The sequence below is a fragment of the Ornithinibacillus massiliensis genome (assembly GCF_018310345.1).
GTDB lineage: Bacteria > Bacillota > Bacilli > Bacillales > Amphibacillaceae > Ornithinibacillus > Ornithinibacillus massiliensis.
Map to the genome: position 1 here is coordinate 530,393 of NZ_JAGXBY010000001.1, position 12,872 is coordinate 543,264.

Here is a 12,872-nt window from a genome sequence, read left to right on the forward strand (position 1 = left end):
GCGCGAGCCCTGGAAATATTCGCGCGACAGGGGGAATCTCTCGTGAATCAGGAAGCCCCCCGAGCGAGCCAGGAATACCCCCACCCCCCTCCTACAACCGCTCTTCCACCTCAACTAAAAATTCCCGAATACTCTTATCCCGGACAATATAATCAGCATAATGATCCATTGGAGTTGGCTCACGATTCACAATAACTAGCTTTGCACCGTGCTCTTTTGCAATCATGGGGAACATATTAGCAGGGCTTACTGTTAGTGAGGAGCCTAAAACAATAAATAAATCGGCTTTACTTGTTTCTATCTCCGCCTTGTAGAAAACATCCTCTGGAAGCATTTCACCAAAAAGGACAATTCCCGGTCGAACGGGACCATTACAGTACTCACAATGATGCTCCCCATTGATATACCGCTCTCTGTCCTGCTCTCGTTTACATTGATTACAGAAAAACTTCCGAAATGTTCCATGAAGCTCCATCACATTATGACTCCCAGCATCATGGTGAAAGCCATCGACATTCTGTGTGATGATGCCACTAACAAGTCCTTGCTGCTCCCAGCGGCCTAAAATATGATGCCCTTCATGTGGCTTGTATTTTGTTATCTCTCGAAGGCGGAATTGGTAGAATTCCGTAAATTCCTGAAAGTTATGCACTAATGCTTGGACATTCGCTAGTTCATCTGGATTAAATTTGGACCATAATCCTCTATCCTTTGAGCGGAAATCAGGTAGTCCGCTTTCAGTGGACATGCCAGCACCAGTAAAAAAGAGTGTATAAGAAGCAGAGCGAATTAAATTAACTATGTTATCCATCGGTTCACCACCCTCACTTATTTATTATTATTTTACTGAATAATGCCACCAACTTCCAATTCTATTGGGATAATCTGGGACTACGTTGTATACTTTTAATTAGTTTAGAAACGATGGAAAAGAGGAGGGGAAATCTGTTATGTACAAAATTTTAATTGTAGAAGATGATATGACAATCGCTCGTTCAATGAAAAAGCATTTAACATCTTGGGGATATGAAGTAGAATATATAACCGACTTTCATGATGTCATGGCATCATTTATTTCAATAGATCCGCAATTAATTTTACTAGATATTTCACTACCATCATTTAATGGCTTTCATTGGTGCAGTGAGATTCGCAAAGTATCCAAAGTACCAATCATTTTTATTTCTTCTGCATCTGACAATATGAATATTGTCATGGCTATGAATATGGGGGGGGATGATTTTATCTCCAAACCATTTGACTTAAACGTCCTAACCTCCAAAGTGCAAGCAATGTTGAGAAGAACGTATGACTTTACTGGGCAAACGAATCTGCTTCAGCATAAAGGTGCTATCGTTAATGTAAGTGATGGGACGCTGACCTATGACAATCAAAAAGTAGACCTGACTAAAAACGAGTTAAAAATACTACAGTTTTTATTAGAGAGTAAGGGGAAAACCATTTCTAGGGATGCCTTGATGACAAGACTTTGGGAGACGGATAGCTTTATCGACGATAATACACTTACCGTAAATGTTACGAGACTACGAAAGAAGTTAGAACGTGTAGGTCTCATCGACTTTATCATAACAAAAAAAGGGATAGGATATTTGGTGGAATAAGATGAATCAATCTAAAATTAAATTGTTTCTTCAGTACATAAAGTTTAAAAAGTTTTATATCGTCCTATTTTTACTCATTACCCTTATTTTCTCCTTTGTAATTTATTTATATAACCAATCATTGGAACCGATAATCTATTCTGCCGTACTTTGTTTCTATATCGGAATCGTTGTCTTGGTCATTGGTTTTGCCAAGTTTTATAAACATTATCACAAGCTTCAGGAACTGCAAAACACTATCACGGTAAAATTGGAACAGCTACCAACACCTCAAGATACGTTGGAGGCAACATACCAGGAGATCATCCAACTTCTCTATCAAGAAAATATTGATAGTAAGCTTAGAGCGGATAGTAGCCATACCGATTTAATTGAGTATTTTACCCAATGGACCCATCAAATTAAAACACCAATTGCGGCCATGCGGCTTATCTTACAGACAGAGGAAATGGAGCATCACCAAGAATTATCAATGGAGCTAGTTAAAATAGAACAATATGTGGAATTTGTATTACAATACCTCCGCTTGGATACAATGTCCTCTGATTTAGAGCTGAGAGAATATAGCTTGGATGATATCGTAAAGCAGGCCGTTCGGAAAAATGCAAAGCTGTTTATTCGAAAGAAGATTAGCTTACACTTCGATGACCTGAACTGTCACGTTCTAACAGATGAAAAGTGGCTTCTCTTTGTCATTGAGCAAATTCTATCGAATGCCCTGAAGTATACTAAGGAAGGTTCTGTTTCCATTTATATGGATCCTAACGAAGAAAAAACGCTCGTAATACAAGATACTGGAATTGGGATTCGGGCAGAGGACCTACCGCGAGTGTTTGATAGAGGCTTTACCGGCTTCAATGGTAGGATGTTTAAGAAGTCTACGGGACTTGGACTATACATGTGTAAGCAAATTACAAGCAAACTCTCCCACCAAATGAAAATGGAGTCAGAAATTGGACAAGGTACCAAAGTGTCCATAGATTTAAAAACCACTAATATTGAAATAGAATAGTAACCTTACATTATCGTAAGGTTACTACCAGAATTGTAAGCAAAAGCGATGTCTAACGCGGTTTGATGGTTGGTATACTGAACATGAAATAAGACGTGGAGGTAATAAGAAATGACGATACTTGAAGTGAATAATGTAAAGAAAGTGTATACGACACGTTTCGGTGGTAATCATGTTCAGGCACTAACAGATGTATCCTTTTCCGTTGAGGAGGGGGAATATGTGGCAATCATGGGGGAGTCAGGATCAGGAAAAACGACCCTATTAAATATCCTGGCTGCTTTAGATAAGCCGACAAGCGGGAATGTGCTATTAGAAGGCAAAAGCATTCTTACTATCAAAGATAAACAACTATCCTCATTTAGACGAGGGAATCTTGGTTTTGTGTTTCAAGATTTTAATCTACTGGATACATTCACCATACAAGACAATATATTCTTACCTTTAGTCTTGTCTGGTAAATCATATAAGGAGATGCGCAGTCGTATAGCACCACTTGCTCAAAAGCTTCGGATCACCAAAATATTAGAAAAGTATCCATATGAAGTGTCTGGAGGGCAAAAGCAACGAGCAGCAGTAGCCAGAGCTTTAATTACCAATCCAAAGCTAATCTTAGCCGATGAGCCAACAGGGGCACTCGATTCACGTGCATCGGATGATTTACTGAAAATGTTTACTACTATTAATGATGAAGGACAAACTGTGCTTATGGTAACCCATAGTACGAAAGCGGCAAGTCATGCAAAACGAGTTCTTTTTATAAAAGATGGTACCGTATTTCACCAAATTTATAAAGGGTCGTTAACGAACGAGGAAATGTATCAAAAAATATCAGATGCCCTCCATGTTATCACTACAGGCGGTGTGGAATATGAGTAGATTTTTCTATCCAACGTTAGCATGGAATAATTTGAAGAAGAATAGAAAAACATATATTCCGTATATCCTAACCTGTATTGGCACTATTGCGATGTTTTACATGATGGTTTTTATAAGTGGGAACCAGGGGTTAGAAGAAATACCGGGAGTAGAGGTTCTCCAATTATTGCTCACTTTAGGTAGTTATATTATTGGCATATTCTCGGTGACTTTTCTATTTTATACAAATAGCTTTATTACGAAACAACGACAAAAAGAGTTTGGCCTCTATAATATTCTAGGGATGGAGAAAAAACATATTGCAAAAATGATTACTTGGGAGGCTTTCTATGTAGCTATATTAAGTCTAGTAGTAGGTTTAATAACAGGAATTGTGGTCAGCAGATTAATGTTTTTATTACTTATGAAGCTATTAACCTTTGAAATACCGTTTACCACAGTAATCTCTATGCAACCATTACTTATTACGGTCATTCTTTTTAGTGTGATATTTTTGCTAACCTTGTTAAACAACTTAAGGCATATTCACTTGTCTAAGCCAATTGAGCTACTTAAGGGAGGAGAAGTTGGCGAGAAAGAGCCAAAGACAAAGTGGTTAATCGTACTAATAGGCATTATCGCACTATCAACTGGATACTATATTGCTTTAGCGACCGAGTCACCTTTAGCTGCTCTTAACAAATTCTTTCTAGCTGTATTACTCGTTATTATTGCAACGTATGCTTTATTTACTGCAGGTACTATAGCATTATTCAAAATGCTTCGGAAGAACAAGTCGTTCTATTACAAGACAAACCACTTTATTAGTGTTTCTGGAATGATTTATCGAATGAAACAAAATGCGGTTGGACTGGCAAACATTTGCGTACTATCTACGATGGTTCTTGTTATGTTATCGTCAACGGTTTGCCTATATATCGGGATGGAGGAGTTAATTAAAAATCGTTATCCAAAAGAAATTGCGGTTACCGCGTATGATGTTCAACCAGAAGATTTAGCAGTAATGGAAGAACTCATTCAGGAAGGGGCAAATGATCTTGCACTAACAATTGAAAAACCACATTACTATTACTATAAGGAACTTCAAGTAATCAAAAATGGTAATGAATTCGTAAGTGGGGCTGGAATGGGTTACGGTGCTGACATAGGCATGATAGTCCTCATTCCCTTAAGTGAGTATAATCGGATGGAAAATCGTTCAGAGCAATTAGCTGAAGATGAAGTGCTTTTATACACCTTTAGAGGTGAAGAAATCCAAGATTCGATTACGATGTTTGACCAAACGTTTACCATAAAAGAGCAGTTACCTGATCTACAGGTAGATGGAATTGCTTCAGCCATGATTTTGGATAGCTTTAATTTCGTCATTGTTCCTGATGAAGAAACCATTCGAGAACTCGATCCTACTGATGCTGAAGGCTACAACGTATACTATGGGTTCGATGTAGATGGCGACGTAGATAATGAAATTGCCTTACCAGGTCAATTGACTGAGAAATTAAAAGCTGCAAAAATGGTTGGGCACGCAGAAGGTGCCGAGGAAAGTAAAGAGATATTTTACTCGCTATATGGCGGACTATTTTTCTTAGGGATATTCTTAGGTACCCTATTTATCATGGCGACTGTATTAATAATTTACTATAAGCAAATCTCGGAAGGATACCAGGATAAGAACCGTTTTGAAATCATGCAAAAAGTTGGCTTAAGCAAGGATGAAATTAAGAAATCGATTCGCAGTCAAGTATTATTAGTGTTTTTCCTACCGCTAATTGCTGCAGTAGTCCATATTTTATTTGCTTTCAATGTCATTACGAAATTACTAGAAGCTCTAAATTTAACGAACGTTGGATTATTTGCTATGTGTACAGCTGGTGTTATTATTATTTTTGCTGTATTTTATTTACTTGTCTATCTGTTAACGGCAAGAGAATATTATCGCATTGTAAGTAATAATTAAAAATTTTACATGCTTGATACCCTATGGATTAGAAGGTTCATAGGGTATTTTGGTTATATGATTTCTAGAAATCTAGCAAGAATAGGATTGCAAAAATTATTAAACTATGATAGGGTAATAATACAATATATTGTGATGGTTATGTCAAGTAATACCATATATAGTGTCGTGAGTGATGGTGACACACATGTCTTAATAGGGAATCTAGTGAAAGTCTAGAGCTGTCCCCGCAACTGTAAGTGCCGACGAACAAGATATCCACTATATCGATTCATGGAAAGATATGGGAAGGACTTTAGTAGAATGAAGCGCAAGCCAGGAGACCTGCCATTAACTTATAGTTTCATTTTCTTCGGGTTGAAAGAGCATGAGACGATGGATTAAATACATCAATTTGTATGGATTCTGTCGTTTTTTCTATGCCGTTCATCCCTTGGGTGAGCGGTTTTTATTTGATTTATAGGAGGATTATTATGATAACAGTAGAACCAAGTAGTAAAGTGAATCTAGAGCAAGTGGTAGACTTTGCTACAAAACGTTTAAAAATCAACATATCTGAATTCGATGTAACCGTTCCTGATGACTATTCGGCTGATAAAGCGATGGATGTACTCATCAGAAGAGCGTTAGAAAATATTGATGAAGCCAATCCGGATTGGACTTTTGTAGCTAGTAGACTATACTTACAAAAGTTATACTACAATGCAGCTAAAAACCGTCAATATAGTCCTTCCTTAAAATATGGAGATTTTTATCAACTCCTAGAAATGCTGATACAAGAAGGAATCTATACACCGAGCTTACTGGAAAAGTATACGAAAGATGAAATTATTACATTAGCCGGGAATATAGATTACGAAAAAGACTTACAATTTACGTATTTAGGTTTATATACACTTGCAAATCGTTACTTAGCAACAGATCATGATAAGAATACATATGAATTACCACAAGAGCGTTGGATGGTAATCGCGATGCATTTGATGCAGGATGAAGATAAAAGTAAACGCTTGGATCTTGTACTGGAAGCATATTGGGCATTAAGTAATTTATATATGACGGTTGCTACGCCAACTCTTGCGAATGCTGGTAAAACACACGGGCAATTATCAAGCTGTTTTATTGATACGGTTGATGATAGTCTGCAATCGATTTACGACAGTAATACCGATATTGCCAAGCTTTCCAAAAATGGTGGCGGAATCGGTGTATATATGGGGAAAATCCGTGCTAGAGGAAGCTCGATTAAAGGGTTTAAAGGAATGTCTAGTGGTGTTGTCCCATGGATAAAGCAATTAAATAATACCGCAGTGAGTGTGGATCAGCTTGGTACGCGAAAAGGAGCTATCGCTGTCTACCTAGATGTTTGGCATATGGATATTGAGGCGTTCTTAGATCTGAAATTAAACAACGGGGACGACCGCATGCGGGCACATGATATTTTCACTGGTGTTTGTTTACCTGATTTATTCATGGAGCAGGTAGAAGCACGTGGGGACTGGTATTTATTTGATCCACACGAGGTTCGGGAGGTAATGGGATATTCCTTAGAAGATTTCTATGACGAGGAAAAAGGTAATGGTACATGGCGAACAAAATATGAAGAATGTGTTCAAAATGATCAGCTTACCAAAAAGAAAGTACCTGCAATCTCGATTATGAAGCGAATTATGATGGTTCAGCTAGAATCAGGCACACCATTTATGTTTTACCGTGATGAAGTAAATCGTCAAAACAGCAATAATCATAATGGTATCATTTATTGTTCTAATCTATGTACGGAAATTACGCAAAACCAATCACCAACAGAATTTCTAGAAGAATTTACCGATGAGAATGGCTATTTAATCAAGCGTTATCGACCAGGTGATTTTGTTGTATGTAATTTAAGTTCAATCAACTTAGGGAAGGCCGTCCCGGATCAAGTACTAGAGCGACTTATTAAAATTCAAGTACGGATGCTTGATAACGTTATTGACATTAATACATTGCCGCTTCTACAGACACAAGCAACAAATCAGAAGTATCGTGCTATAGGTCTAGGGACCTTTGGTTGGCATCACCTATTAGCGAAAAAGCATATTGCCTGGGAATCCGAGGAAGCAGTACAGCTAGCTGATGAACTTTATGAACAAATTGCTTTCTTAACGATTAGAAGCAGTATGGAATTAAGTGAGGAAAAAGGAAGTTATCCTGCATATGCTGGTAGTAAATGGAGTACAGGAGCTTATTTTGATGAAAAAGGCTATGTGAGCGAAGAATGGCAGGAATTAAAATCTTCTGTCATGAAAAATGGTATTCGTAATGGTTATCTCATGGCAGTCGCACCGAACTCTACGACCGCATTAATTGCTGGGTCTACAGCAAGCATCGACCCAATTTTTAAGCCATTTTATTATGAGGAGAAAAAGGACTTTAAAATACCGATGACGGCACCGGAATTAGATCATCGCACATATGATGTGTACCGTCGTTCCGCTTATATCGTTGACCAACGTTGGTCTGTTAAGCAAAATGCTGCACGTCAGAAGCATATAGATCAAAGTATCTCCTTTAATCTATATGTTCCAAATACTATCCGTGCTAGTATACTACTTGATTTACATCTTCAAGCATGGAGAGAAGGATTAAAGACGACCTATTATGTTAGATCGACATCCAATGATGTGGAAGAATGTGAGTGGTGTTCAAGTTGAGAATGTTAATAGCATACTTATCCTATAGTGGTAACACAGAAGAAACAGCAGAATTGATTCAGAAGAAGCTTATAGCTAAGGGAGCATCGGTGGAAATGCATCGGATTGGCATTGATCCACCGATCAACCCAAGTCACTATGATGTCATGTTTATGGGGACCTTCACTTGGGATAATGGGAGTACGCCAGATGAGGTAAAAGACTTTGTGTTAGAAATAGGCTATAAACCGGATAATATGGCGGTGTTTGGAACAGGCGATACACAGTTTCCGTTCTTCTGCCAAGCTGTTGATAGACTAACACGATTTTACGAAAGCAAGTGGCAAGGGTTAAAAATAGAGCAATCACCTAGAGGTTCACAGGAAATCAAAATTGACCGTTGGCTGGAAGGAGTTTTACAGTATGTCAGACGTATTGCTTGAGAAAGCAAAAACAATGGAGCCGCGTAATCCGAATAAGGCGACCAAAGTATTCGGTGGCAAATCCAGTGGCATCCTCAATTGGAATGATATTAAGTATCCACATTGGTATAAAATGTACAAGCGGTTAGTAGGGAATTACTGGCAAGCAGATGAAATTAATATGTTTTCTGATGTAAAGCAATTTCCGATGTTAACAGAAGCAGAACAAGATGCTTACTTAAAAGTAATTGGTCTGTTATCTACCTTGGATGCCCCGCAAACAAGGACAGCATTGTTATTATCCTTATATGCAACAGATCCATCTGTACAGTCCATTTTAGCTGTGATTTCACAGCAAGAAGCGGTTCATAATGAAAGCTATTCTTATGTGCTTTCTTCGGTTGTGACACTGAAAGAACAGAATGAAGCATTCGAATTAGGAAGAAAGAATCCAATTTTATTAAAACGAAATGAACGGTTAATTACAGGCTATAATGAATTTGTAGAGAATCCAACTGTGGAAAATATATTGAAGACATTAGTGTACACATCGCTCTTAGAGGGATTATTCTTCTACTCAGGCTTTGCCTTTTTCTATCATCTTGCAAGGGAGAATAAGATGGTAGGAACGTCGACGATGATTAGCTATATAAATCGAGACGAGCTAGAACATGGCAAATTTATCTCGGAGCTTTTCCGGGCAACACTAGCGGAGTACCCAGAGCATAATAATAAAGACTTCATTGATTGGGTATATCAAGAATTTAAAGTCGCAGTGGATATGGAAATGGAATGGTCGAACTATGTCCTTTCCGATGTGGATGGCATGGACTTGAATCAAATGCAAGGCTATATCCAATACCGTGCCAATAAGATGCTACGACTACTTGGGTTAAGCGAAATATATCCAGATAATGTGGAAAACCCAATGAAGTGGATTCGTGCATATGTAGATAATATTGATGGGACAAAAACCGATTTCTTTGAGCAGAAATCAAGACAGTACACGAAAACAAGTGATTTAAATGGGTTTGATGATCTGTAAAGGTGAAGGCTTGTTACGTTCCATACAAAAACTCGTACCATGAATGAAGTGGTACGAGTTTTTTAAATTTAATGGTATTGTGTGGGTGTTATCCACGCTTTTAACCTCGAGAAATGATAATAATTAAGCTTCAGTAGATACTTCTTTATCCTTATTACCTTTTTTACCGGATACAAACCATCCAATTACAGCTACTGCTAATAGTACTCCCCAAAACACAAGAGTCCATGCTGTGCTATGTGGGAAATCGTGTGGTAGGATGTGTACTTTATCATGACTTAATGTAATGACAGCAAGTTTCACCCCAACCCAAGCTACAATTAGATATGCGACCGTTTCTAGACCTGGTCGTTTATCCAATAGTTGGACAAACCAACCAGCTGCGAACTTAATCAATACTAATCCGGCAATACCTGCCACTACGACAATAAGGAATTGACCAGTATCCATTCCACCGAAATGACCTAGGCCTGTTTCTGGTAAAACAATCGCTAACGCAACAGCAGCAAGAATCGAGTCGATAGCAAATGCTAAGTCAGCTAAACCGATTTTACCTACAGTCGGCCAAAAACCTTTTCCAACCGATTCCTTCTCCAGATCCTTCTTATCCCCTTTAGGTTTAACGAAATGATCTTGAATCACATGTTTTAAACCTAAATAAATCAAATAAGCGGCACCGATTGCTTGCACTTGCCATACATTAGCTATAAAGGATATAGCAAATAATGCAGCAAATCGGAATATGAATGCCATTAAAATACCGTAGTTAATAGCTTTCTTTTTCTGATCTTCTGGTAAATGTTTTGCGATAACAGCTAATACGAGTGCGTTGTCAGCAGACAAGATCCCTTCTAACCCAATCAAGATTAACAGGGTCCAGGCATACTCTAACCAAATTGACTCCATGTTAGTTTTCTCCCTTCCAACATAAAAAATAGAGGCTCAATACCACCTGAAATGGTAAAGGCCTCTAAAAAGAATAGACCTTTACCAAATCGGCAAAGGTCTTGCTAACAACACCGAGTTGCCAGAAATGCCGAGAGTATTCAAGATACTCTGAAATGACGACATAACTGTTAAAGCTACTCCCCTTTGAAATTATAAGTTAATTTAATCATTAATTCGAATATATGTCAATACATTATCTAACCATCGGGTGAGTGGCCCTTACCTAACATTAGTTTGAAACGATTACATGCTTTTATTCCAAGATGATATTCCTAAATGATGTAAATTATGGAAGGTGTGTTGAGCTTGGATTCGGCGGGGGACGCCCTTCTTCCCTTTGGAAGCTGTATGTTTTGTTTCCTATTTGGGGGGGAGCCGTGAAAGAAGGTGACAGAGAAACGTCATCAGTGCCCTTTTTGGGTAGAAGTAGCCAAAGAAGGTAACAGAGAAACGTCATCAGTGCCCTTTATGAGGGGGAAGAGCTGAAGAAGGTAATAGAGGATCGTCGTCCGTGCCCTTTTCGAGTAGGAGTAGCCAAAGAAGGTAACAGAGAAACGTCATCAGTGCCCTTTATGAGGGGGGAGAGCTGAAGAAGGTAATAGAGGATCGTCGTCCGTGCCCTTTTCGAGTAGGAGTAGCCAAAGAAGGTAACAGTGAAACGTCATCAGTGCTCTTTTTGGGTAGAAGTAGCCAAAGAAGGTAACAGAGAAACGTCATCAGTGCCCTTTATGAGGGGGAAGAGCTGAAGAAGGTAATAGAGGATCGTCGTCCGTGCCCTTTTTGAGTAGAAGTAGCCAAAGAAGGTAACAGAGAACCATGGTCTACACCCTTTATAAAAAGAAGAAGCCCACTAAGATAACAGAGAAACGTTGCCCCTTCCCATTCGGTAGGTCATCAGCAAATAAAAGTAGCCGATTCCCCCACTCCTACTCCCAGTCAAATAAAAAAATAAAAGGCCTCCTACATTAAGAAGGCCCACAAATCCGCTAAGAGATTAAATCCCTTAAAACTGGCTAATCGGTACTATTTCTCCAGTAGTGCCAATGACAACGACTTCACAATCAAGTCTTCCACATAGGTGATATGAATCCGAATTAGGATCTTTTACATAAACAGGAGTTAATTCCACGTGTTCGATTATTTTGCCGAATGCTTCATCAAGTGGAATGGTAGCCTCTTCAGCTTTTGCATAGGATTCGAACACTTCAAATAAAAGCTTGCTATCCCAGTAATTAGCTGTTTGTAAGCTATCTCTTGAGATAATTACTTTTAATTTTCTATCTAATGGTGTGCTTGCTGCCAGCTTTAATTCTGCAATGATATAGTTACCTTCTGGGTACATGCCAGTCAGTGTCCACTTACCAGAATCGTCCGGATAAAGATTGCTCAAAAAGTCTTTCGTTTCCTCAATTGTGGATTGAATTTCATCTTCTGTTAATGGGTTCACCCTTATTTTCGCCATTGCATCTTCGTAAGAGACTTCTGTAGAGAAATCGATATCTTTTGGTGTGAAATCTCTCTGGCTAGTGCTATCCCATTCCAATAGTACGTTTAACTCCTTATAAGTATCTAATTGATAAAGGGATGCAGGTATAATGATGTTGGTTTTATCATTGCGAATAAAAATTGTATCCATTGTCCAAACCTTTAGCCACTTTTCTTCTTCCTCAATAGGTGTTTCTATCAATTTGAGCTGTTGCTTGATGTTGTCCATTAAATCCTCTTTCATTAAGGAGAATGGCTCCCAATCGATATCTTTTTCGGAAGGAAAAACGCCATCTATTGAAAACTGTGTTAGCTGATTGTTTTCATTGAAGGTAATATCGATATTACCAGAAGGTGCTACGGCAATGTTGTCTACTGTAGCTTGGAAGCTAAATGCCGTCCCGTCTTCATAATCAAGCTGAAATTGTCTGCCGAACATCATCCCGGTCTCTTCCTCCACCCATTCAATGACCGACTCTAATTCCGGAGCAGGGAAAATACCTTCTGTCGCATAGGATACATCGTTTACGAAAATTAGCTGTTTAAGTTCGTTCGTATGAAGGTTGACCTCTAATACTGCAGTTCCCTCTGGATTATATTCTTCATTTTCTTCAGATTGATGAACTGGAAACCACTCTAAAGAGAGTATGTAATTCGTCTGATTATCCTGTGTTGTTTCCGAGAAGATATGCTCACGTTTTAAAACATACTGCTCCAAGCCATATTCTTGCTGAAGTTTATTCGCTATTTCTTTTACATGCTCGTTCATCGTATTACCTCACTTTCGGGTTCGCTAACATTATAACAGAGGTTTTGCATTATTTTAA

Annotated in this window: 10 protein-coding genes and 1 riboswitch; of the genes, 7 read left to right on the forward strand and 3 right to left on the reverse strand. The window is 38.5% G+C overall.

The features are described from left to right. Positions 1-91: 91 nt before the first annotated feature. Entirely contained in the window at positions 92-811 is a 720-nt protein-coding gene (locus KGF86_RS02620) for an NAD-dependent deacylase (protein WP_186868188.1), read from the reverse strand. A gap of 139 nt (positions 812-950) precedes the next feature. Between KGF86_RS02620 and KGF86_RS02625 the strand changes: the two genes are divergently transcribed. From KGF86_RS02625 to KGF86_RS02655, 7 genes are all read left to right on the forward strand, one after another. Further along, positions 951-1,622 carry a response regulator transcription factor gene (locus KGF86_RS02625; RefSeq protein ID WP_211741084.1) on the forward strand — a complete coding sequence of 224 codons (672 nt, stop codon included), beginning with the start codon at positions 951-953 and terminating at the stop codon, positions 1,620-1,622. A 1-nt stretch (position 1,623) separates the two neighbouring features. Next, positions 1,624-2,634: a sensor histidine kinase gene (locus KGF86_RS02630; protein ID WP_186868190.1), complete on the forward strand. Its 1,011-nt coding sequence runs from the start codon at positions 1,624-1,626 to the stop codon at positions 2,632-2,634. Between the two features lie 111 nt (positions 2,635-2,745). Continuing rightward, a complete protein-coding gene (locus tag KGF86_RS02635; RefSeq protein WP_211741085.1) occupies positions 2,746-3,513 on the forward strand; it encodes an ABC transporter ATP-binding protein in 768 nt (255 codons plus the stop codon). Further along, positions 3,506-5,470 carry an ABC transporter permease gene (locus KGF86_RS02640; protein ID WP_211741086.1) on the forward strand — a complete coding sequence of 655 codons (1,965 nt, stop codon included), beginning with the start codon at positions 3,506-3,508 and terminating at the stop codon, positions 5,468-5,470. Before KGF86_RS02635 ends, KGF86_RS02640 begins: the two co-directional genes overlap by 8 nt. A 159-nt stretch (positions 5,471-5,629) precedes the next feature. Continuing rightward, positions 5,630-5,817: riboswitch (cobalamin riboswitch) on the forward strand. 126 nt (positions 5,818-5,943) lie between these two features. Further along, the gene (locus KGF86_RS02645) at positions 5,944-8,166 is read left to right on the forward strand and encodes a ribonucleoside-diphosphate reductase subunit alpha (RefSeq protein ID WP_186868193.1); all 2,223 of its coding nucleotides are present in this window, start codon (positions 5,944-5,946) and stop codon (positions 8,164-8,166) included. 2 nt (positions 8,167-8,168) lie between these two features. Beyond that, entirely contained in the window at positions 8,169-8,588 is a 420-nt protein-coding gene (locus tag KGF86_RS02650) for a flavodoxin (protein ID WP_186868194.1), read from the forward strand. Next, a complete protein-coding gene (locus tag KGF86_RS02655; RefSeq protein ID WP_186868195.1) occupies positions 8,569-9,612 on the forward strand; it encodes a ribonucleotide-diphosphate reductase subunit beta in 1,044 nt (347 codons plus the stop codon). Before KGF86_RS02650 ends, KGF86_RS02655 begins: the two co-directional genes overlap by 20 nt. 123 nt (positions 9,613-9,735) lie before the next feature. On the opposite strand, the gene KGF86_RS02660 is transcribed toward KGF86_RS02655, so the two are convergent. Next, complete coding sequence (locus KGF86_RS02660; protein WP_186868196.1) at positions 9,736-10,518, reverse strand: TerC family protein; 783 nt, start codon at positions 10,516-10,518, stop codon at positions 9,736-9,738. Between the two features lie 1,045 nt (positions 10,519-11,563). Next, positions 11,564-12,814, reverse strand: coding sequence for a hypothetical protein (locus KGF86_RS02665; protein WP_211741087.1), 1,251 nt, complete (start codon positions 12,812-12,814; stop codon positions 11,564-11,566). Positions 12,815-12,872 lie beyond the last annotated feature (58 nt).

Bases quoted from the DNA above. Each gene is read 5' to 3' on its own strand.
- KGF86_RS02625 (WP_211741084.1), top strand. From the start codon at position 951: ATGTACAAAATTTTAATTGTAGAAGATGATATGACAATCGCTCGTTCA.
- KGF86_RS02635 (WP_211741085.1), top strand. From the start codon at position 2,746: ATGACGATACTTGAAGTGAATAATGTAAAGAAAGTGTATACGACACGT.
- KGF86_RS02645 (WP_186868193.1), top strand. From the start codon at position 5,944: ATGATAACAGTAGAACCAAGTAGTAAAGTGAATCTAGAGCAAGTGGTA.
- KGF86_RS02665 (WP_211741087.1), bottom strand. From the start codon at position 12,814: ATGAACGAGCATGTAAAAGAAATAGCGAATAAACTTCAGCAAGAATAT.
- KGF86_RS02660 (WP_186868196.1), bottom strand. From the start codon at position 10,518: ATGGAGTCAATTTGGTTAGAGTATGCCTGGACCCTGTTAATCTTGATT.
- KGF86_RS02630 (WP_186868190.1), top strand. From the start codon at position 1,624: ATGAATCAATCTAAAATTAAATTGTTTCTTCAGTACATAAAGTTTAAA.
- KGF86_RS02620 (WP_186868188.1), bottom strand. From the start codon at position 811: ATGGATAACATAGTTAATTTAATTCGCTCTGCTTCTTATACACTCTTT.
- KGF86_RS02650 (WP_186868194.1), top strand. From the start codon at position 8,169: ATGTTAATAGCATACTTATCCTATAGTGGTAACACAGAAGAAACAGCA.
- KGF86_RS02655 (WP_186868195.1), top strand. From the start codon at position 8,569: ATGTCAGACGTATTGCTTGAGAAAGCAAAAACAATGGAGCCGCGTAAT.
- KGF86_RS02640 (WP_211741086.1), top strand. From the start codon at position 3,506: ATGAGTAGATTTTTCTATCCAACGTTAGCATGGAATAATTTGAAGAAG.